Origin of the sequence: Saccharothrix sp. CCNWYY140 (assembly GCF_037401995.1) — a bacterium.
In the GTDB taxonomy this organism is placed as follows: domain Bacteria; phylum Actinomycetota; class Actinomycetes; order Mycobacteriales; family Pseudonocardiaceae; genus Actinosynnema.
Genome location: NZ_JBBEGC010000022.1, coordinates 41,060 through 62,235, shown reverse-complemented (window position 1 = coordinate 62,235; position 21,176 = coordinate 41,060). Strand labels below are relative to the sequence as shown.

The following is a 21,176-nucleotide window of genomic DNA, read 5'->3' as shown; positions in this document are numbered from 1 at the left end:
CACAGACCCACCCCAACTCCAGTGAATGGTCCATTCAGCCGCTTGTGGGGGCCGCCCCGTCCGCCAGGAAGGCGCGCAGCTCGGCGGCCAGCTCCTCGGGCGCGTCCTCGGCGAGGTGGTGCCCGGACTTGATCCCCCGGCCGCGAGGCTCGGGCGTCCAGTCGCGCCAGACCTCCAGGACGTCGCCGTAGAGGTCGGGCAGGTCGTCGTCCTCGGCCCACAGCACCAGCACCGGGCACTTGATCTTGGTGCCGGCGACGAGGTCGGCGTCGTCGTGGGCGCGGTCGATGCCCAGGCCGGCGCGGTAGTCCTCCACCATGCAGTGCACGGTCGCCGGGTCGTGCATAGCGGCCAGGGTGTCCTCGTCGAGGTCCTTTCCGGCCGTCCGGTACCAGGCGTCGGGGTCGGCGTTGATCACCCGTTCGGGCACCTCGGGCTGGGCCAGGAAGAACCAGTGCCACCAGCTGCGGGCGAACTCCGGGCCGCAGCGGGCCAGGGCGGAGCCGATGGGGACGACGTCCAGCGCGGCCAGGTGCGTGACCCGGTCCGGGTGGTCCAACGCGAGCCGGGTGGCGACGTACCCGCCCCGGTCGTGCCCGACCACCGCGAACCGCTCGTGGCCGAGTTGGCGCATCAGCACGGCCATGTCCCCGGCCATCGCCCGCTTGGAGTACGGCTCGTGGTCGGGCGTGGTGGGTGGCTTGGACGAGCGGCCGTACCCGCGCAGGTCCGGGCACACGACGGTGTGGTCCTCGGCGAGCAGCGGGGCCACGTGCCGCCAGGTGGTGTGGGTGCGCGGGTGGCCGTGCAGCAGCAGGACGGGCGGGCCGGAGCCGCCGTGGCGCACCCGCAGCTCCGCCCCGCCCGTGTCGACCGAGGTCAGCGTGAAGTCGGAGAACACACCCGCTCCCCTACCCCGCGCGGTGGTCGATCAACCCCGCTACAGGCCGATCGCCGCCAGGCCCGCCTTGGCGAACTTCTCGTCCAGGTCGCCGCTGGGCGCGCCGCCCACGCCGATGCCCGCGATGACCGCGCCCTCGGCGCGCACCGGCACACCACCGGCCAGGAACAACGTCCCCGGCATGTCGCGCAGCGTCGCGCCCGCCCCGGTGACCCGGCCGGCCAGCTCGGAGGTCGGCGCGCCGAAGGAGGCGGAGGTGAACGCCTTGCGCTTGGCCGACTCCTCGGTCTGCGGACCGGCGCCGTCGCCGTGCAGCAGCACCACGAGGTCGCCGCCGCGGTCCACGACCGCGACCGTGACCCGCTGGCCCTCGGCCTCAGCGGCGTCCAGCGCCGCCTGCGCGGCCTTCACCGCGGCGTCGATCGTGACGGCCTTGGTGGTCCGCACGACGTCCACACCCGGTCCGCCCTGCCGCTGGGCCTGGCCCTGCTCGGCGATCGCGTACCCGCCCGCGCCGGCGATGCTCAGCGCCACCAGCACGGCCACCGTCGTCTTCCTCATCGGTTCTCCCTCGCTCGAAGTCCTGGGGACAACACTCCCCGGCGAGGAGGCCGGTGACCTGGTGGTTCCGGTTGAACCGCGGTTCAACCCATCGGTTGACCCGCCGGTGCGGTGCGCCGGCCTACCGTCTGCGGCGTGTGGCTGCACCGGGCGATGCACGCGGGCTTCTACGTGCTGTTGGCGGCGTCGGCGGCGCGGTACGTCGCGTACCACGGCGTCGACCCCGTCGTGCTGGGCGTGGCCGTGCTGCTGGGCGCGGTCTACCCGGCCGGGGTGCGGTGGACGCGCGGGCTGGCGGTGGTGCTGGCGACGTGGCTGGTGCTGGTGTGGCTGGCCCCGAGCTTCGGGTGGTGCGCGATCCCGCTGTTCTTCCAGTGCCTGCGCCAACTGCGGCCCCGGATCGCCGTGCCGATCGCGGGCGTGCTGACCGTCGCGGTGGTGTTGGCGCAGGTCAGGCTGGCCGACGTGGTGGAGGCGAGCCTGGTGCTGGGTCCGGTCGGGGTCGCGGTGATCACGGCGGCGGTGTTCTTCGACCGGCGGCGGCTGATCCACGAGGCCGGGGTGCTCCAGGAGCGGCAGCGGCTGGCGCGCGAGATCCACGACACCCTCGCCCAGGGCCTGTCCAGCATCACCCTGCTGCTGGAGTTGGGCGACACCCGGCGGGCGGCGGACGTGGCGCGGGAGAACCTGGCCGAGGCGCGGCGGTTCGTGCGGGACCTGTCGCCGTTGCAGGGCCGGTCGCTGGCGGACGCGCTGCGCGGGCTGTGCGAGCGGGTCGAGGTGCACGGCGAGCCGTACCCGCTGACCGTGCAGACCGAGGTGGCGCTGCTGCGGGTGGCGCAGGGCGCGCTGGCCAACGTCCGGGAGCACGCGCAGGCGTCCACGGTGGTGGTGACCCTGTCGTACCTGGACGACGCCGTGGCGCTGGACGTGCGCGACGACGGCCGGGGCTTCGACCCGGCGGCGACCAGCCCGCGCGAGGGCCGCGGGTACGGCCTGACCTCGATCCGCGGGCGGATCGCCGAGCTGGGCGGCACGCTGTCGGTGGAGAGCGCGCCGGGCGAGGGCACGGCGCTCGCGGTGACGGTGCCGACGGGGTCGCGATGACGTTGCGGGTCGTGGTCGTGGACGACCACCCGGTGGTCCGGTTCGGGCTGGCCGGGTTGTTGCAGCGCGACTTCGAGGTGGTCGCCGAGGCCGCGACCGGTGAGGACGCGGTCCGGCACGCGGCGACCCTCAAGCCCGACGTCGTGCTGATGGACCTCCAGCTCGGGGCGGGCATCGACGGCGTCGAGGCGACCAGGCGGATCCGCGCGCTGCCCGACCCGCCGGAGGTGGTCGTGCTGACCACCTACGACTCCGACGCCGACGTGGTCCGCGCGGTCGAGGCGGGCGCGACCGGCTACCTGCTCAAGGACGCCCCGCCCGAGGAGCTGGCCGACGCGGTCCGCCGCGCCGCGCGGGGCCAGACCGTGCTGTCGCCCGACATCGCCCGCCGCCTCATGCGCACCGTCCGCGACCCGGCGCCGGCGTTGAGCAAGCGGGAGGTGGAGATCCTGGACCACCTGGCGCGCGGCCTGTCCAACCGGGAGATCGCCAAGGCGCTGTTCATCAGCGAGGCCACGGTGAAGACGCACCTGGTGCGCATCTTCGCCAAGCTGGGCGTGGAGACCAGGACGGCGGCCGTGACGACCGCCGTCGAGCGCAAGCTGATCCGCCTCACTCGCCCGTGAGCATCCCCTCGGGCAGGCCGGGCACCTCCGGTTGCAGCCAGATGGGCCGCCAGTCCGGCAGCTCCAGGTAGCGCCGCACCTCGGCCACTCCGGACAGCCAGCCCAGCCACGCGCCATAGGGCGGCCGACCGTCGACGAACCCGCTCTGCACGAACGTCAGCCGGGTCCCGCCGCCGGACTCGGCCAGCTCCCAGGTGGAGACGACCGAGTCGCCCCAGTCGATGGTCATCCGCTCGCCCTCGACCAGCTCCAGGACCTTCCCCGGCTCGGGGTTGTTCTCGAAGCCGCCCATCGCGACCCGGCCACCGGTCCACGGCTCGATGTCGATCTTCGCGCCGAACCACGTCGAGTACTCGTTGGCGTCGACCAGCGCCCGGTAGACGGCGTCCTTGGCGGCGGCGATCTCGACCGAGGCGCGCATGTCCGTGCTGGTGAAGTCGGCCTTGGGGGTCAGCTCGCGGCCTTCGAGGTGCTCGACGAGGTTGGCCAGGTTCAGCGCCCAGTAGGTGTAGAGCCAGCCCAGCACGCCGGTCTCCTGCACCGCGTCCGCCCAGCCCGGGAAGTGGCTCTGCGACACGGCCACCACCGTCCCGCTCTCCTCCGGCGCGAGCGTGAACTCCACCGTCGTGTCCTCGCCGCCGACGTGCCAGGTGAAGCGGAGGGACGTGTCGTCCACGTGCTGGAGCTCTTGGCGCGGCGCGTCCCCTTCGGGCGTGTGGCGCCCCCAGAACGCGTACCGGTCGGGCAGGTCGACTTCGGCGTGCTCGGCGAGCCACACGCGCAGTTCGTCGGCCGAGGTCAGGGCCTGGTGGACGCGCTCGACCGGGACGTCGACGCGGACACGCAGGACAACGGTCTCACTCATCGGTGGTCTCCTTCGGGTAGCAGGCCACGGCCAGCCGGAAGGCGTCGCCCTCCGCACCCCCGTAGCGGCTGAACAGGTCCTGCAAGGTGCTCTGGAGGTCGGCGAAGAACTCCCGCCGCTGCTCGGGCCGCACCCGGATCTCGCCGGACACCCCCAACGACGGCAACTCGGGCCGCGAGCGGTCGAGCGCCGCGATGTCGGCCTGCACCTGCTCGGCGAGGTCCACGAGGTACCCCAGACTGAGCTCGTCCTGGGCCCGCCGCAGCCCCAACCGCCCCACCAGGCCCGGCGACAGCCAGTAGGCGCGGGCGGCGGCCTGGTAGAGCCCTTCGTGGACTCCGCGCACCTTCCGCTCCGACACCAGCGTCACCAGCCCGGCGTCGACCAGCCGCTTGACGTGGTAGTGCACCCGCTGCGGCGTCTGGTCGAGCACGGCGGCCACCTCGGTGCACGACTTGGGCTCGGCCAACAACCGCAACACCTCGACGCGCTGCGGCTTGAGCAGTGCCTCGGCCTGCTCGATCTCTTCCAGGTACAGGACGTCTCTCATCGCAAAACAACTTTGAACGTTCAGCACATTTTTGTCAATGTCCCTCAGCGCAGCCTCCCGCCCACCGCTGTCAGTGCCCCGTGGGACGATCGAAGCGGGGGCCGGAGGCCACGCCCGAACCCACTAACCCCTGGTCAGGACCCCCACGCGCCCCTTCTCACCAGCCGCCCAGCACACCCCGGCGCAGTCCACGGTGTCGAAGCTCCCGGAGTCCAGCGTCCGCCAGGTCCGCCCACCATCCCGGCTCAAGTCACTCCCGGTCGGCCCCACCGCGATCACCGAAGACCCGTGCCAAGCCAGCCCCGACCGGTACCCCACCGGCCCGCTCAAGCCGGCCCACGACCGCCCGCCGTCCCGCGACCCGGCCAGGTTCGCCACCGCCCCGGTCGGATCCGCGTAGTCCCCGCCGATCGCCAACCCGTGCCGCGGATCCCGGAACGCCACCGCGAACACCCCGGCGGAAGGCGACGACAACAACGGCGTGTCGGCCACCGTCCACCGCCACCCGCCGTCCGACGAGTGCAGCACCCGAGCCGTAGCCCCGCCCCCGGTGGCGATCCACGCGTCCCGACCACCCGCCGTCGCCACGCACTGGCCACTGGCCGCGAACCCGGCCTCCCCCGGCAGCGCCGCCGGGAAGTTCGCCTCCGGCACCCGCGCCCACGTCCGACCGCCGTCAAAGGTCCGCAGCACCCGGAACCGCCCGTCCACCGGGTCGCTCATCGCCAACCCGCGCCACCGGTCGAAGAACGCCACGCAGTCGTAGAACGCGGCCGGGTCGGTGTTGCGGAACGTCTCGGTCCAGGAAGCCCCGCCGTCAGCGGTCCGGTAGATCCGCGACGACTCCCCCGGCCCGATCGACAACACCACCGCGTGCCGCGCGTCGAACGCCTGGATGTCCCGGAACTGCAAGTCCGCGGTCCCCGGAGGACCGACCGACGCCCACGTGGCACCCCCGTCGACCGTCCGCAGCACGGTCCCCGCGCTGCCACTCACCCACGCCACCCGGGGCGACACCGCCGACAGGCCGCGCAACCGCGCGTCCACCCCGGTCGGCCGCAGCTCCCACCCCGAGGAGGCGGACGCGACCGGCGTCACCAGCAGCGACCCGACCACGGCCACGACAAGCAGAAGGCTCTTCATGAGGTGTGAGCCTCACGAAGAGCCTTCCGGGTCCGCTAGGGCTAGAGGGAGGAGATCAGGCGCTCCACCCGCTCGTCCACCGCGCGGAACGGGTCCTTGCACAGCACGGTCCGCTGCGCCTGGTCGTTGAGCTTCAGGTGCACCCAGTCGACGGTGAAGTCGCGGCCGGCCGCCTGCGCCGCCGCGATGAAGTCACCGCGCAGCTTGGCCCGCGTGGTCTGCGGCGGGGTGTCCTTGGCGGCCTCGATCTCGCCGTCGTCGGTCACCCGGTCGACCTGGCCCTTGCGCTGGAGGAGGTCGAAGATGCCCCGCCCGCGCCGGATGTCGTGGTAGGCGAGGTCGAGCTGGGCGATGCGCGGGTTGGACAGGTCCATGTCGTGCTTGGCCTGGTAGCGCTCCATCAAGCGGTACTTGATGGCCCAGTCGATCTCGCGGTCGATCTTGGACAGGTCCTCCGCCTCGACCGCGTCCAGCGTGCGGCCCCACAGCTCCAGCACGCGCTCGGCCATCGGGTCCGGCGCCCGCTTGGCCACGTGCTCGACGGCCCGCTCGTAGTACTCGCGCTGGATGTCCAGCGCCGAGGCCTCCTTGCCGCCCGCCAGGCGCACGGTGCGCCGCCCGGTCAGGTCGTGGCTGATCTCGCGGATGGCCCGGATCGGGTTGTCCAGGCTGAAGTCGCGGAACTGGACGCCCTGCTCGATCATCTCCAGGACCAGGTTCGCGCTGCCCACCTTGAGCAGCGTGGTCACCTCGGACATGTTCGAGTCGCCGACGATCACGTGCAGGCGGCGGTACCGCTCGGCGTCGGCGTGCGGTTCGTCGCGGGTGTTGATGATCGGTCGGGACCGGGTCGTGGCACTGGACACCCCCTCCCAGATGTGCTCGGCGCGCTGGGACAGGCAGTACACGGCGCCGCGCGGGGTCTGGAGGACCTTGCCCGCGCCGCAGATGAGCTGCCTGGTCACCAGGAACGGCAGCAGCACGTCGGCGATCCGCGAGAACTCCCCGGCCCGTGCGACCAGGTAGTTCTCGTGGCAGCCGTAGGAGTTGCCCGCCGAGTCGGTGTTGTTCTTGAACAGGAAGATGTCGCCCCCGATGCCCTCGTCGGCGAGCCTGCGCTCGGCGTCGACGAGCAGGTCCTCGAGGATTCGTTCGCCGGCTTTGTCGTGCGTCACCAACTGGGCGAGGTCGTCGCACTCCGCGGTCGCGTACTCGGGGTGCGACCCCACGTCCAGGTAGAGCCGAGAGCCGTTGCGCAGGAACACGTTCGAGGAACGGCCCCACGAGACGACCCGGCGGAACAGATACCGCGCGACCTCATCCGGGGACAGCCTGCGCTGCCCGTGGAAGGTGCAGGTCACCCCGAACTCAGTCTCAATGCCGAAGATCCGCCGCTGCATCCCTCAACAGTAGGCGCATTCGGTGGTTTCCTCAGTGATCCAATCGGGCGGCGCGCGGTTTTCGCCGATAACGTTCTTGTGTGCTCCGACGTGTGAACCGCCTGGACGAGGCCCTGATGAGGCACAGCGGGGGCCTGCCCGCCTCCTCGCTCGACCGGGGGATGAAAAAACTCTCGAAGGCCGCCAACCACAGCGTGCTGTGGCTGTGCGTGGCCGGCGTGCTCGCGCTGCGCAAGGGCCGGCCCCGGCGGTCGGGGCTGCGCGGGGTGGCCTCCATCGCCGGGGCGAGCTTCAGCGCGAGCCTGGTCGCCAAGCGCCTGTTCCCGCGCCGGCGACCGGCCGCCGAGCTGCTGCCGGTGCACCGCCGGCTGACCAAGCGGCCCACGTCGTCGTCGTTCCCGTCCGGGCACGCGGCGTCGGCGGCGGCGTTCACCACGGCGGTCGCGATGGAGTCGCCCGCGTTGGCGGTGGCCGTCGCGCCGCTCGCGGCGGCGGTGGCCTACTCGCGGGTCCACACGGGGGTGCACTGGCCCTCCGACGTGGCCGCCGGCGCCCTGATCGGGACCGGCGCGGCCCTGCTGACCAGGCGTTGGTGGCCGATCGGGCAGACCGACGCGGCGTCGGCGCGCGAGTACCACGCCCTGGACGCGTTGGAGGACGGCGAAGGCCTGGTCGTGGTGGTCAACCCGGCGTCGGGCTTCGGCGGCGACCCGTCGGAGGACATCGCGCGGGCGTGGCCGAAGGCGCGGCTGGTGGACGTGGACGACCTGGACACGGTGGTGCCCGACTACACCCCGCGCGCCCTGGGCGTGGCCGGCGGGGACGGGACGGTCGCGGCGGTCGCGGCCGTGGCGGCGGCCCACCGCCTGCCGCTGGTGCTCGTCCCGGCGGGCACCCTCAACCACTTCGCCCGGGATGTGGGCGTGACCGGCCTGGACGACTCGGCGCGCGCGGTCGCGGCCGGTGACGGCGTGTTGGTGGACCTGGCGGCGGTGACGGTGGACGGCGAGGGTCCCCGCTGGTTCCTCAACACGGCCTCGCTGGGCGGCTACCCGGACATGGTCCGGCTGCGCGACAAGCTCCAGGACCGGTGGGGCAAGTGGCCGGCGGCGGTGATCGCCCTGTTCAAGGTCCTGCGCACGTCCCGCCCGCTGCGCGTCGAGCTCAACGGCGAGCGGCACCTGGTGTGGATGCTGTTCGTGGGCAACGGCCCGTACCGGCCCAAGGGTTTCGCGCCCACCATGCGCCCGGCGCTGGACCGCGGCCTGATGGACGTGCGCTACATCCGGGCGGACACCCGGTTCTCGCGGGCGCGGTTCTTCATCGGCGCGCTGCTGGGGTCGCTGAACAGCAGCCGGACCTACCGCCACCTCGAAACGCGCTGGTTGAACGTGCGCGTGCTGGACGGCTCGGTCGCCATCGCCACGGACGGCGAGGTCGGGCCGACCGGCTCGGAGTTCGCCTTCCGCGCCCGCCCGGCGGCCCTGGCCATCTACCGCCCCTGACCGTTATCTTTGACTCAGTCAACAGTTCCGTTGAGGGGGTCAACCATGACGGTCGCGGACGTCCGGGCGTTCAACCGCTTCTACACCGGCGTGATCGGCATCCTGGACAACGCCTACCTCAGCTCGCCGTACTCGTTGACCGAGGTCCGCGTGCTGTTCGAGCTGTCGGCCGGCACCGCCGAGACCGCCGACCTGCGCACCGGCCTGGGCCTGGACGCCGGCTACCTGAGCCGCATCCTCACCCGGTTCGACCGCGAGGGCCTGATCACCCGCTCGCCCTCCCCCGCCGACGCCCGCCGCCAGGTCGTCGGCCTGACCGATGCCGGACGGGCCGTGCTGGCCGACCTCGACGCCCGGTCCAACGCCGAGATCGGCGCGCTGCTGGACCGCGTCCCGCCGTCGGACCTGGCGTCCCTGGTCGGGGCCATGCGGCGGATCCAGCGGCTGCTCACCGGGGCCGAGCGCACCTACCTCCTGCGCCCCCTCAAGCCCGGCGACCTGGGCTGGGTCGTGCACCGGCACGGGGTCCGCTACGCCGAGGAGCACGGCTACGACCAGACCTTCGAAGCGCTGGTCGCCCGGGTCGTCGCCGACTACGTGGAGCACCACGACCCGCACCGCGAGGCGGCGTGGATCGCCGAGGTGGACGGCGAGCCGGCGGGGTCGGTCTTCTGCGTCAAGGCCGGCGAGGACACCGCCCAACTGCGCCTGCTGCTGGTCGAGCCGGAGGCACGCGGTCTGGGCATCGGCAAGCGCCTGGTCGAGGAGTGCGTCCGCTTCGCCCGCCGCGCCGAGTACCGGCGGATGACCCTGGAGACGGTGTCCGACGTCGAGGTGGCGCGGGGCATCTACAAGCGGGTCGGGTTTTCACCCGTCCAGGTCAAGCCGGTGCACAAGTGGGGCAAGGACGTGGTCGAGGAGACCTGGGCGCTCGACCTCTGATTCGACATCGTCGAACGGTTCCGCGCTAGAGTGATCGCGTGCCCGGTCCGATCCAGTCCATCGAGCGGGCAGCCGCGGTGCTGCGGCTGCTTGCCAGTGGCGCGCGTCGGATGGGGGTCGGCGAGCTCGCCCGAGCGCTCGAGCTGCCCAAACCCACCGTGCACGGCATCCTGCGCACCCTCCAGCTGGTCGGCTTCGTGGAACAGAGCCCCGACACGGGCAAGTACCAGCTCGGTGCGGCGCTGTTCCACATCGGGTCCAGCTACCTCGACGGCAACGAGCTGCGCACCCGCGCGCTGAACTGGTCGGACTCGCTGGCCGCCCGGAGCATGGAGAGCGTCCGCATCGGCACGCTGCACGAGGGCCAGGTGCTGGTCGTGCACCACGTCTTCCGGCCGGACAACTCCCGCCAGGTGCTGGAGGTGGGCGCGCTGCTGCCCGCGCACGCCAGCGCCCTGGGCAAGGTCCTGCTGGCCAACGACCCCGTCGGGCACGTCGACGAGGAGCCGCTCAAGGCCTACACCGCCGACACCATCACCGGCCCCGACCAGCTCAGCGACGCGTTGGAGCAGGTCAGGCAGCGTGGCTGGGCGTTCGAGGCGGAGGAGCTGGTCGAGGGCGAGGTGTCGCTGGCCGCGCCCATCCGCGACCGGCGGGCGGTGACCGTGGGCGCGATAGGGATCTCCGGCCCCGTCGAGCGGCTGTGCGACGCCGACCGGCAGCCGCGCACCGAGCTGGTGTCCTACGTCCGGGAGGCCGCGCGGTCCATCTCGCGCGAGCTCGGCGCCATCCCCTGGTAAATCCGTCGTTTCCGGAGGGTTGACATCTTGTGAGCGTCGGCACAGGATTCACGCGCACCGTACGACATTGTCGAACGGCATTCAGGCCAGAGAGGGCGCGCGGATGACCAACCAGTCGATCTTCATCGGGGAGTTCCTGGGCACCGCCCTGCTGTTGCTGCTGGGCAACGGCGTGGTGGCGGGCGTGGTGTTGGCGAAGTCGAAGTCCAACGGGGCCGGCTGGGCGGTGATCACGTTCGGGTGGGGCTTCGCCGTGCTGGCGGCGGCCTACGCGACCGCGCCGCTGTCCGGCGCGCACCTCAACCCGGCGGTGACGCTGGGCCTCGCGATCCACTCGGGCGACTTCAGCACGGTCCCGCTCTACCTGGTCGCCCAGTTCCTCGGCGCGTTCGTCGGCGCGGTCCTGTGCTACCTGGTCTACCTGGGCCAGTTCCGCGCCAACGAGGGTGAAGTGCTCGGGATCTTCTCCACCGGCCCCGAGATCCGCAACACCGTGCAGAACCTGCTCACCGAGATCATCGCGACGTTCGTGCTGGTCTTCGTCATCCTGGCCACCGGCCAGACCAAGGGCCTGTCCACCTCGGGCACCGGCGTGCTGATCGTCGCGCTGCTCGTGGTCGGCATCGGCATGTCCCTCGGCGGCCCCACCGGGTACGCCATCAACCCCGCGCGCGACCTCGGTCCCCGCATCGCGCACGCCGTCCTGCCGATCCCCGGAAAGGGTGGATCGGACTGGGGATACGCCTGGATCCCCGTCGTTGGTCCGCTGATCGGTGGAGCATTTGCCGGTCTGGTCGACATCGCCGTCTTCTGAGGAGCAACCGTTGAGCACTTACATCGCCGCAATCGACCAGGGCACCACCTCGTCCCGCTGCATCGTCTTCGACCACGGCGGCGGCATCGTCTCCGTGGCCCAGAAGGAGCACCGGCAGATCTTCCCCAAGCCCGGCTGGGTCGAGCACGACGCCGAGGAGATCTGGGCCAACGTGCTGGACGTGGTCCACGGCGCGCTCCAGAAGGCCTCGCTGACCGTCCACGACCTCGCCGCGGTCGGCATCACCAACCAGCGCGAGACCACCGTCGTCTGGGACAAGGCGACCGGCGTCCCCGTGCACAACGCGATCGTCTGGCAGGACACCCGCACCGACCAACTGGTCAAGGAACTCGGCGAGCAGAACCGGTTCCGCGACAAGTGCGGCCTGCCGCTGGCCACCTACTTCTCCGGCCCGAAGGTCCGCTGGCTGCTCGACCACGTCGACGGCCTGCGCGAGCGCGGCGAGAAGGGCGAGGTGCTGTTCGGCACGATCGACACCTGGCTGATCTGGAAGCTCACCGGCCGGCACGTCACCGACGTCACCAACGCCAGCCGCACCATGCTGATGAACCTGGAGACGCTGGACTGGGACGACGAGCTGGTCGAGGCGATCGGCGTGCCGCGGGCGATGCTGCCCGAGATCCGCTCCTCCGCCGAGGTCTACGGCCACGCGACCGGCACCCTGGAGGGTGTCCCGGTGGCCTCCGCGCTGGGCGACCAGCAGGCGGCCCTGTTCGGCCAGACCTGCTACGCGCCCGGCGAGGGCAAGTGCACCTACGGCACCGGCAGCTTCCTGCTGGTCAACACCGGTGACAAGCCGATCCTGTCGCAGAACGGCCTGCTCACCACGGTCGGCTACAAGATCGGCGACCAGCCCGCGTCCTACGCGCTGGAGGGCGCGATCGCGGTGACCGGCGCGCTGGTGCAGTGGTTCCGCGACAAGATGGGCCTGATCTCCAGCGCCCCCGAGATCGAGACGCTGGCCCGGTCGGTCGAGGACAACGGCGGCGCGTACTTCGTGCCCGCGTTCTCCGGCCTGTTCGCGCCGCACTGGCGCTCCGACGCGCGCGGCGTCATCGCGGGTCTGACCGGTTACATCGACAAGGGCCACATCGCGCGCGCCGTGCTGGAGGCCACCGCGTGGCAGACCCGCGAGGTCGTGGACGCGATGAACGCCGACTCCGGCGTGGACCTGACCACGCTGAAGGTCGACGGCGGCATGACCGCCAACAACCTGCTGATGGGTTTCCTGGCCGACGTCCTGGACGTGCCCGTGGTGCGCCCGATCATCGCCGAGACCACCTGTCTGGGCGCCGCGTACGCGGCCGGTCTGGCGGTCGGCTACTGGTCGGACACCGAGTCGCTGCGGGAGAACTGGCACAAGGCCGCCGAGTGGCTGCCGAGCATGGACGCGAAGACCAGGGACAAGGGTTACCGGAAGTGGAAGAAGGCGGTCGAGCGGACCGTCGGCTGGATCGACGAGGACGACAACGATGAGTGAGCAGCGGGCCAGGGCACGCGAGGCGCTGGGACACGGCGCCTTCGACCTGGTCGTGATCGGTGGCGGCGCCCTGGGCATCGCCACGACGTGGGCGGCGGCCCGATCGGGCCTGCGGGTGGCGCTGGTGGAGGCTGGTGACTTCGCCGGCGCCACCTCCAGCGCGTCGTCCAAGCTCGTGCACGGCGGCCTGCGCTACCTGGCGATGGGTCCGAGCGCGGTGCCGATGGTGCGCGAGAACCACGCCGAGCGCCGGGCTCTCGGCGACCGACTGGCACCACACCTGGTCCGGCCCTTGCCGTTCCTCGTGCCGGTGTACCGGGGCGGGCCGCACTCGCGGCCCGTCCTGGGCGCGGGCGTGATGCTGTACTCGGCGCTGTCCGGGTTCGGCGACGGCCTGGGCAAGGTGCTGTCGGCGCGGCGGGCGCAGGAGTACGTGCCGCAGATCCGTCTAGACGGCCTCCGCGGCGCGGCCCTGTACTACGACCACCAGATGAACGACAGTCGCGTCGCCATCACGGCGGCACGCGCGGCAGCCGAGGCCGGCGCGGTGTTGCTGAACCACGTCGAGGTGGTCGGCCTGCGCAAGCGCGGCTCCCTCGTCACCGGCGTGGAACTCCGCGACCGCCTGGATGATTCGACTTTCGGCGTGGACGCGACCGTGGTCGTCAACGCAACCGGCCCGTGGCTGGACCACTTGCGCCGCATGGAGGACCCGTCGGCCGCGCCCAGCATCCGCCTGTCCAAGGGCGCGCACCTGGTGCTGCGGACGGACACGCCGTGGCGCGCGGCCATGACCATCCCGGTGGACGACGTGCGCGTGTCGTTCGCGATCCCGTGGGAGGGTCAGCTGCTGCTGGGTACTACGGACGAGGCCTACGAGGGCGACCCGGCCGACGTGGCGTGCTCGGAGCAGGACATCGACCAGATCCTGGGCGAGGCGTCCACCGGCATCCAGCCAGAGGCCCTGGACCGCTCCAGGCTGGCGTACACCTTCGCCGGCCTACGCGTACTCCCAGGTGGCGCAGGCGACACCAGCCACGCCAAACGCGAAACCGTCATCACCGCGGGCCGCGGCGGCATGATCAGCGTGGCCGGCGGCAAGTGGACCACGTTCCGCCGCATCGGCGGTGCAGTCCTGGCGCGGGTAGGCGAGTCCTTGGGCCGCGACCTGTCCCACGCCTTCGACGGCGTCCCTTCGGCCCTCCCCGGCGCTGCCCTACCCGCCCACGTAGGCGCAGTCCTGGAACGCGAACTCCCCACCCTGCCCGACGACGTGGTCAAACACCTGGCCACGCACTACGGCACCATGAGCCACGAGGTCCTGGCCCTGGCCCTCGAGGACCCCACCCTCCTGGACCGCGTGCACCCGGACGGCCCGGACATCTGGGCCCAGGTGGCACACGCAAAGCGCTACGAATGGGCCACAGAGGTAGACGACGTCCTCCGCCGCCGAACCACGGTGGTGGTGCGCGGCCTGGACACCCCCTCGGTACGCGAACGCACCGGCAAACTCCTCTCCCAAGCCACCGCCTAACCCCTACCCGCCCCACACCCCTGACCGGCCAACGGGAGGCCCGGCCCCACCGCCAGGCCTCCCGCCGCCGTCCCCACCACCCCGCGCGCCTCTTTTCGCCCGCGTCCGCCGCCAATCACAGCCGCCACCCACCGCAGCCGCCCTGCACGCGCAGCCACTGGCAGCCGCGACCCGCCGCTCCGACGCGCCGCAACCCCACCCGCGGCAGCCGCAACCCCCAGCCGCCGATCGCGGCATGACTTATCGGCCGCCGCAGCCGGGCGCCGCGCTGGGCCGATCCCCCGCCGGTCATCGCCGTGAGCCACCCCGCCCTACCACCTACCGATCCCGGCGAGCCGCCAGCCCCGGCCACCCGCTTCGTCAAACCGGCCGCCCACCGGTCCCGGCCACCCGCTTCCCCAATCTGGCCAGCCGCCGATCCCGGCCAGCCGCCTCGCCAAACCCGGCCACCCACCGATGCCAGCCAGCCGCCAACCGCCAGCCGTCCGCCCGCACTGCCTGCCAGCGCTCAGCCGCTCGCCGCAACCGCCGCGGACAGCGCGTGCAGCTGGCCTGCGCCCGCGTGCGTGCAGCTGGCCTGCGCCCGCGTCGGGCACCCGCCGCGAGAGCCATCGGCCGAGGGCTCGGGCGGTTCCTGCTCGGGCGGTTCCTGCTCCGGCAGGCCTCCGCCGCGTCACCCCTCCGCAGTGCCGCCCTCCGTCGGGTCATCCTCGGCAGCCTCGTCCTCGGTCGGGTCGTCTTCGCTGGGTCGCCCTTCGCCGCGCCGCGCTCCGTTGTTACTTGCGACGCGCGAGTTGTTCGAAACGGTGTTACGGATGCATCGCACGATCGGGTGAAACACGGCGAAGGCCCCCGGATTGGTCGCGGGGGCCTTCGCCGTGGTGGTTCGGCAGGTCTTTACTTGTCGTCGCCGTTGGGAGGCAGCTGCACGTCTGTCACCGGCTTCTTCTTGCCGCCCTTGGCCGGGGCGGTGGGAGTGTCGGGTGGGAGGAGGGGGGTCAGGGCGGCGCCCTTGATGCGGCGGAAGGCTCGGCGGGGGCGGTTGCGTTCCAGGACCGCCACCTCCAGCTTCGGCTGGTCCAGCAGTTCCGGTTTGCCGTTGCCGGTGCTGGTGCTGCCGGTGCTGAGGGCCTTCACCGCTACGCCCACGGCCTCGGCCAGGGGCAGGTTCTCCGCGTAGGCGTCCTTCAGGGCGTTGCCGGTCGCCTCGGCCTGGCCGCCCATCACGACGTACTGCGGCTCCTCCACGATCGACCCGTCGTAGGTCAAGCGGTAGAGGGTGTCCTCCTCCGGGTCCGTGCCGACCTCGGCTACGCAGATCTCCACCTCGAGCGGCTTGATCTGCTCGCTGAACACCGAGCCCAGGGTCTGCGCGTACACGTTCGCCAGCGAGCGGCCCGTCACGTCGCGCGGGTCGTTCTGGTAGCCCCGGATGTCGGCGAAGCGGATGCCCGCCTGGCGCAGGTTCTCGAACTCGCTGTACCGGCCGACGGCCGCGAAGCCGATGCGGTCGTAGATCTCCGAGACCTTGTGGAGGGTCGACGACGGGTTCTCCGCCACGAACAGCACGCCGTCGGCGTAGCGCAGCACGACCACGCTGCGGCCCCGGGCGATGCCTTTGCGGGCGTACTCCGAGCGGTCCCGGAGGATCTGCTCGGGTGAGGCGTACAACGGCAGGGTCACTGGTGCGGCTCCTACAAGTCGGCGGGTGGGGAGGAGAAGCTCAGCCCGTGGGGCTGGACCGGCGGCCTTCGACGACCGCCTCGGCGTGCCTCGCGGCCTCCGCGTCGGTCAGCTGCACGGCGCCCTCGGCGCCGGTGATCGTGACGACCACGGGGTAGATCTTCCGGATCACGTCCGGCCCGCCGGTGCCCGAGTCGTCGTCGGCCGCGTCGTAGAGCGACTCGACCGCGGCGCGCACGGCCTTCTCGACGTCGGCGTCCGGGTCGTAGAGCTTCTTCAGCGCCGACTTGGCGAACACCGAGCCCGAGCCGACGGCCGCGTAGCCCTGGGTCTCCTCGTACCGACCGCCGGTCACATCGTAGGACACGATCCGGCCGGCGCGCTCCGGGTCGGGCGCGTCGGCGTCGAAGCCCGCGAACAGCGGCACCACCGCGAGACCCGCCAGCGCCGCGTCCAGGTTGCCCTTGATCATCGCCGACAGCCGGTTCGCCTTGCCGTCCAGCGACAGCGAGACGCCCTCGATCTTCTCGTAGTGCCGCAGCTCGACCGCGAACAGCCGGACGATCTCGACCGCGATGCCCGCCGTGCCCGCGATGCCCACCGCCGAGTAGTCGTCGGTGACGAACACCTTCTTCATGTCGCGCTGCGCGATCATGTTGCCCATCGTGGCCCGCCGGTCGCCCGCGATCACCACGCCGCCCTTGAACGTCAGCGCCACGATCGTGGTGCCGTGCGGCGCCTGCACGACCGAGCCCTCGGGGTAGTGCCGCGCGGACGGCAGCAGTTCGGGGGCTTGGGCGCGCAGGAAGTCGGTGAACGACGACGACCCCGGCCGGAGGTAGGCCGGGGGCAGCGACGCGGCCGGGTAGTGCCCGGTCGAGCTGTGGTCCATAGGTGCGTTTTTCTCCTAGATCCGCGGTGGGCTGCTACTCGCCGCCCTTTTGCACGTACGCGCGGACGAAGTCCTCCGCGTTCTCCTCCAGCACGTCGTCGATCTCGTCGAGGATGGCGTCCACGTCCTCGCCGAGCTTCTCGCGGCGTTCCTGGCCGGCGGCGGCTGCGCCGTCGGCGCCGTCGTCACCGTCGCCGCCGCCCTGCTTCTGGACCTGTTCCTGGGCCATGTCGACCTCCCCGTTTCAGCGGTCCTTGCGGTCAACATTACCCACCAGGTCCGACATTTGGTGCCTGCCACTCGGGTTTGTCGATCAACCGCGGGTGAGGGCCTCCACGAGCTGCTCGGCGGTGTCCGAGGCCTCCAGCAGCGCCCCGACGTGGGCTTTCGTCCCGCGCAGGGGCTCCAGTGTGGGGATGCGGACCAGGGATTCGCGTCCGAGGTCGAAGATCACCGAATCCCACGAGGCCGCGGCCACCGAGGTGGGGTAGCGCTCCAGGCACCGGCCGCGGAAGTAGGCGCGGGTGTCCTCCGGCGGCGCGAGCACGGCGGCGCGCACCTCCTCCTCGCTGACCAGGCGTTTCATCGAGCCGCGCGCGACCAGCCGGTTGTACAGGCCCTTGTCCAGCCGCACGTCGGAGTACTGGAGGTCGACCAGGTGCAGCCGGGGCGAGCCCCAAGCCAGGCCGTCGCGCGCCCGGTAGCCCTCCAGCAGGCGCAGCTTGGCGGGCCAGTCCAGCCGATCGGCGCACTCCTGCGGGTCGCGGGCCAGCGCGTCGAGCACCTCGCCCCACACGCGCAGCACCTCGCGGTCGCCGCTGCCCTCCTTGTCCACGAACTCCGAGGCGCGCTCGAAGTAGGCGTACTGGAGGTCCAACCCGGTGAACTTCCGTCCGCCGGCCAGCTCCACGCGGGTCTTCAGCGTCGGGTCGTGGCTGATCTGGTGCACCGCGCGCACCGGGTCCTGCAACCGCAGGTCGTCGAAGCGGCGACCGGCCTCGATCATGTCCAGCACCAGCGAGGTGGTGCCGACCTTGAGGTACGTGGAGTACTCGGCCAGGTTCGCGTCGCCGATGATGACGTGCAGCCGGCGGTACTTGTCGGCGTCGGCGTGCGGCTCGTCGCGGGTGTTGATGATGCCGCGCTTGAGCGTGGTCTCGAGGCCCACCTCGACCTCGATGTAGTCCGAGCGCTGCGACAGCTGGAAGCCCGCCTCCTCGCCGGACGGGCCGATGCCGACCCGCCCGGAGCCCACCACGACCTGGCGGGACACGAAGAACGGCGTCAGCCCCGCGATCACGGCGGTGAACGGGGTGCTGCGCTGCATCAGGTAGTTCTCGTGGGTGCCGTAGCTGGCGCCCTTGCCGTCCACGTTGTTCTTGTACAGCTGGAGGCGCGGCTGGCCGGGGACGGTGGCGGCGCGCATGGCCGCCTCCTCCATGACCCGCTCCCCCGCCTTGTCCCAGATCACCGCGTCGCGCGCGTTGGTGACCTCGGGCGCGGAGTACTCCGGGTGGGCGTGGTCGACGTAGAGCCGGGCGCCGTTGGTGAGGATGACGTTGGCGGCGCCGAGGTCCTCCACGTCGCTGTCGCCGGGGTGGCCGCCGGGCGCGCCGAGGTCGAAGCCGCGCGCGTCGCGCAGCGGCGACTCCACCTCGTAGTCCCAGCGCGCCCGGCGCGCCCGCGGTATGTCGGCGGCTGCCGCGTAGGCCAGCACCACCTGTGTGGAGGTGAGGACCGGGTTGGCGGTCGCGTCACCCGGCACCGCGATGCCGTACTCGACTTCGGTTCCCATGATCCGCCGCATACCCCGCAGCCTACGACGTGCCACCGACATTCCGTGTGTGCCGCCGTCACGTTTCACCCGGCGGCCAGCCCCGCCGCGGGTCGGATGCGGGACGCCCCGCGGGCGGGTCCGAAGGCCGCCAGGACGGCCAGGACGACCACCCCCGCACCCCCGACCAGCAGCGGGACCAGCGACGCGGTCGGCACGGCGAACACCCCGAACGCCAGCAGCGTCAGCTCCGCGTACACCAGCCCGAACAGACCCCCGCCCAGCACGCCGACCAGCGCCAACAGCACCGCTTCGGCCATCACGCCGCCTTGGAGGCCGCCCTTGGTCACGCCCAGCGCGCGCCGCAGCGCCATCTCCTTGCGCCGCTCCTGCACGGAGATCGTCAACGCGGTGCCGATACCGGTCACGGCGACCGCCACGGACAGTCCCAGCAGCACCATCAGCATCAGGATGCCCAGGTCGAGATAGCGCTGATTCTGTGCGGTCGTCTCGGCCTTGGTCCGCACCAGAACGGTCGGCGCGTCCTTCAGACCCGCCCGCACGGCGTCCTGGAACGCCGCCGGGTCGGCGCCCGGCCGCAGCGCCACCAACACCCGAGAGGCGGGCGCGAGGGTCGTGTCGGCGATGACCGCGTCCACATGGTCGACCAGGGTGCTGGGCACGGTGCCGACGAACGTGGCCGTGCGCGCGCCGCCGGGCAGGCCGTCCAGGGTGACCGGCTGCCCCACCACGGCCCCCATTTCGCCGGCGGTGAACTCGTCGAGCAGCACGGTGCCGGTGCGGAAGTCCGCGCCGCCCGCGTTCTGGGCGGCCAGCCACGCCCTCATCCGTTCGGGGTCCACGCCAGCCACGGTGGTCGGGATCTTGTCGCCCTCCTCGTCGACCTGGCTCCCGCGGGCGGTGTGGAAGACGACGCTGCCCGCCACCTCGGGCCGGTTGACCGCCGCCGCCGCGCGGGCGTCCAGCGCCCGCCCACCGGAGTCCAGGACCACGGCGTCGGGCCGGGGCTCGTTGCTGAACTCGTCCTCCAGCCGTTGCGCCGAGCCCACGGTGACGGCGAAGTAGGTGACCATCGCGGCGGACAGCAGCAGCGGCATCGCCACCGACGCCGACCGCTGCGGCACCCGCCGCACCTCGGCCGCCGCCAGCTTCCACTGCGCGCCGCCGAACCGGCTCGCCACCGACCCGAAGATCCGCCCCAGGCCGGGCACCACGACCGGTCCGAGGACGCCGAACAGGCCCGCGACCGCCGCGATGCCGGAGAACAGGATGAGGAAGATCGCCGCCATCGACCCCTGGGCCAGCACGCCCAGGAACGCCATCCCGGCCGCCGCGACCACCAGGACCAGGCCGAACACCCGCCGGCGACGCACCACGGCGCGGTCCGGCGCCTGCCCCTCGGACGTGCGCAGCGCGGCCAGCGGCGAGATCCGCGCGGCGGCCAGCGACGGCCGGACGGCGGCGAACGCGCTGAGCACCGCGGCCACCGACACGCCGAGCACGAACTGCCACCCGGTCGGCAGCAGCGGCGGGCTCAGCTCCACCGCGCCCAGCAGCGCGGACAGGCCCGTGACGTCGAACAGCCGCGCCAGCAGCCACGCCACCGTGCCTCCCAGCACCGAGCCCACCGCGCCGGCCACGGCACCGGTGAGCAGCGCTTCCAGCAGGTTCCCCCACACCAGCGGGCCTCGGTGAGCGCCCAGGCAGCGCAGCAGGGCCGTGTGCCGCTGCCGCTGCGCATAGACCGCGCGGAAGGTCGCCGACGCCACGAACACCGAGGTCGCCAGCGCCAGGATGCTGAACGGCAGGAACACCACCATCAGTTCGTCACTCAGCGGTTCGGCCCGCACGGAAGCCGCCGGGTCCACCCGGTAGGTCGCTCCGAGAGCCTGCGCGATCGCCGCCGCGTCACCGCCGATGACGTGCAAGGACAGGAAGTCCGGCGTGCCACCCAGCCGGGCCGCCAGGCCCTCGCCCACGACGATCCTGGGCTCCTCGCCGGTCCCGCCGCGCTTGGTGATGCCCCGGACCACGACGTCGATCGGCTTGCCGGCGGCGTCGGCCATCTTCACCGACGCGCCGGGCCGCAGTCCGTGCTGGTAGGCGGTCACCCGGTCGACCGCGATCTCGCCGTCCCGCGCCGGCGAGCGGCCGTCCAGGATCGGCACCCGGCGCATCCCGTCCCGGTCCACCTCGATGTCGGCACGCGCCCGCTGCTCGCTGGCACGGCCGTTGAGCAGCAGGTCCGCTTCGACCAGTCGGGCGGGCACGACCTGCCGCACACCCGGCACCGCCGCGACCTTGTCGGCCACGCTCTGGTCGAGCACCGCGTTCTCGTAGGGCACTGTGCGGACCACCAGGTCGACGTCGGCCGGCACGACCGGCGCGCCGTCGTTGACGGCCCGGTCCATAGCGGTGCTGAGCATCAAGGACGCCAGCAAGCAGGCAACACCGACCACCAACGCGATACCGGGCAACACCGCGCGCCCGGGCCGAGCCCGGAACTCGGCGACGGCGAGCCGCAGGGAAGTAGACACAACGCTCCTCGGTGAATGGC

20 protein-coding genes are annotated in these 21,176 nt (G+C 72.1%); 8 read left to right on the top strand and 12 right to left on the bottom strand.

The window, feature by feature from the left end; all coding sequences use genetic code 11:
• Nucleotides 1-34: 34 nt before the first annotated feature.
• Together WBN91_RS13800 and WBN91_RS13795 are read right to left on the bottom strand one after the other, a co-directional pair.
• Complete coding sequence (locus WBN91_RS13800) at nt 35-901, bottom strand: alpha/beta fold hydrolase (RefSeq protein ID WP_337724335.1); 867 nt, start codon at nt 899-901, stop codon at nt 35-37.
• Nucleotides 902-940: 39 nt separating this feature from the next.
• Complete coding sequence (locus WBN91_RS13795; RefSeq protein ID WP_337724334.1) at nt 941-1,462, bottom strand: GlcG/HbpS family heme-binding protein; 522 nt, start codon at nt 1,460-1,462, stop codon at nt 941-943.
• 135 nt (nt 1,463-1,597) lie between these two features.
• On the opposite strand from WBN91_RS13795, the gene WBN91_RS13790 reads away from it, so the two are divergent.
• Complete coding sequence (locus tag WBN91_RS13790; RefSeq protein ID WP_337724333.1) at nt 1,598-2,569, top strand: sensor histidine kinase; 972 nt, start codon at nt 1,598-1,600, stop codon at nt 2,567-2,569.
• Complete coding sequence (locus WBN91_RS13785) at nt 2,566-3,195, top strand: response regulator transcription factor (protein ID WP_337724332.1); 630 nt, start codon at nt 2,566-2,568, stop codon at nt 3,193-3,195. The genes WBN91_RS13790 and WBN91_RS13785 overlap by 4 nt, the downstream gene beginning before the upstream one ends.
• Here the strand turns inward: WBN91_RS13785 and WBN91_RS13780 are convergent.
• The 4 genes from WBN91_RS13780 to pafA form a co-directional block, all read right to left on the bottom strand.
• Entirely contained in the window at nt 3,182-4,060 is an 879-nt protein-coding gene (locus tag WBN91_RS13780; RefSeq protein WP_337724331.1) for an SRPBCC family protein, read from the bottom strand. The two genes, WBN91_RS13785 and WBN91_RS13780, sit on opposite strands and share 14 nt — an antisense overlap.
• Nucleotides 4,053-4,610, bottom strand: a complete 558-nt coding sequence (locus tag WBN91_RS13775) for an ArsR/SmtB family transcription factor (protein ID WP_337724330.1) — start codon at nt 4,608-4,610, stop codon at nt 4,053-4,055. The genes WBN91_RS13780 and WBN91_RS13775 overlap by 8 nt, the downstream gene beginning before the upstream one ends.
• A 123-nt stretch (nt 4,611-4,733) precedes the next feature.
• A complete protein-coding gene (locus tag WBN91_RS13770; RefSeq protein ID WP_337724329.1) occupies nt 4,734-5,753 on the bottom strand; it encodes a WD40/YVTN/BNR-like repeat-containing protein in 1,020 nt (339 codons plus the stop codon).
• Nucleotides 5,754-5,794: 41 nt separating this feature from the next.
• Nucleotides 5,795-7,153 (bottom strand): Pup--protein ligase, encoded by a 1,359-nt coding sequence (gene pafA, locus WBN91_RS13765; RefSeq protein ID WP_121219152.1) that lies wholly within the window; start codon nt 7,151-7,153, stop codon nt 5,795-5,797.
• Nucleotides 7,154-7,269: 116 nt separating this feature from the next.
• On the opposite strand from pafA, the gene WBN91_RS13760 reads away from it, so the two are divergent.
• From WBN91_RS13760 to WBN91_RS13735, 6 genes are all read left to right on the top strand, one after another.
• Nucleotides 7,270-8,658: a bifunctional phosphatase PAP2/diacylglycerol kinase family protein gene (locus WBN91_RS13760; protein ID WP_337724355.1), complete on the top strand. Its 1,389-nt coding sequence runs from the start codon at nt 7,270-7,272 to the stop codon at nt 8,656-8,658.
• 45 nt (nt 8,659-8,703) lie between these two features.
• Nucleotides 8,704-9,600, top strand: coding sequence for a bifunctional helix-turn-helix transcriptional regulator/GNAT family N-acetyltransferase (locus WBN91_RS13755; RefSeq protein WP_337724328.1), 897 nt, complete (start codon nt 8,704-8,706; stop codon nt 9,598-9,600).
• 38 nt (nt 9,601-9,638) lie between these two features.
• Nucleotides 9,639-10,400, top strand: coding sequence for an IclR family transcriptional regulator (locus WBN91_RS13750; protein WP_337724327.1), 762 nt, complete (start codon nt 9,639-9,641; stop codon nt 10,398-10,400).
• Between the two features lie 103 nt (nt 10,401-10,503).
• The gene (locus WBN91_RS13745; RefSeq protein WP_337724326.1) at nt 10,504-11,214 is read left to right on the top strand and encodes an MIP/aquaporin family protein; all 711 of its coding nucleotides are present in this window, start codon (nt 10,504-10,506) and stop codon (nt 11,212-11,214) included.
• 10 nt (nt 11,215-11,224) lie between these two features.
• Nucleotides 11,225-12,715: a glycerol kinase GlpK gene (gene glpK, locus WBN91_RS13740; protein WP_337724325.1), complete on the top strand. Its 1,491-nt coding sequence runs from the start codon at nt 11,225-11,227 to the stop codon at nt 12,713-12,715.
• The gene (locus WBN91_RS13735; RefSeq protein ID WP_337724324.1) at nt 12,708-14,249 is read left to right on the top strand and encodes a glycerol-3-phosphate dehydrogenase/oxidase; all 1,542 of its coding nucleotides are present in this window, start codon (nt 12,708-12,710) and stop codon (nt 14,247-14,249) included. The genes glpK and WBN91_RS13735 overlap by 8 nt, the downstream gene beginning before the upstream one ends.
• A gap of 115 nt (nt 14,250-14,364) precedes the next feature.
• On the opposite strand, the gene WBN91_RS13730 is transcribed toward WBN91_RS13735, so the two are convergent.
• The 6 genes from WBN91_RS13730 to WBN91_RS13705 form a co-directional block, all read right to left on the bottom strand.
• Entirely contained in the window at nt 14,365-14,541 is a 177-nt protein-coding gene (locus WBN91_RS13730) for a hypothetical protein (protein WP_337724323.1), read from the bottom strand.
• A 605-nt stretch (nt 14,542-15,146) separates the two neighbouring features.
• Nucleotides 15,147-15,932, bottom strand: a complete 786-nt coding sequence (gene prcA, locus WBN91_RS13725; RefSeq protein WP_337724322.1) for a proteasome subunit alpha — start codon at nt 15,930-15,932, stop codon at nt 15,147-15,149.
• A 40-nt stretch (nt 15,933-15,972) separates the two neighbouring features.
• Nucleotides 15,973-16,824 carry a proteasome subunit beta gene (prcB, locus tag WBN91_RS13720; protein WP_337724321.1) on the bottom strand — a complete coding sequence of 284 codons (852 nt, stop codon included), beginning with the start codon at nt 16,822-16,824 and terminating at the stop codon, nt 15,973-15,975.
• Nucleotides 16,825-16,858: 34 nt separating this feature from the next.
• Nucleotides 16,859-17,053 (bottom strand): ubiquitin-like protein Pup, encoded by a 195-nt coding sequence (locus WBN91_RS13715; protein WP_121219177.1) that lies wholly within the window; start codon nt 17,051-17,053, stop codon nt 16,859-16,861.
• Between the two features lie 84 nt (nt 17,054-17,137).
• On the bottom strand, nt 17,138-18,631 hold the full coding sequence (dop, locus tag WBN91_RS13710; RefSeq protein WP_337724320.1) for a depupylase/deamidase Dop: 1,494 nt from the start codon (nt 18,629-18,631) through the stop codon (nt 17,138-17,140).
• A gap of 53 nt (nt 18,632-18,684) precedes the next feature.
• Complete coding sequence (locus WBN91_RS13705; RefSeq protein WP_337724319.1) at nt 18,685-21,156, bottom strand: FtsX-like permease family protein; 2,472 nt, start codon at nt 21,154-21,156, stop codon at nt 18,685-18,687.
• Between the last annotated feature and the right edge of the window lie 20 nt (nt 21,157-21,176).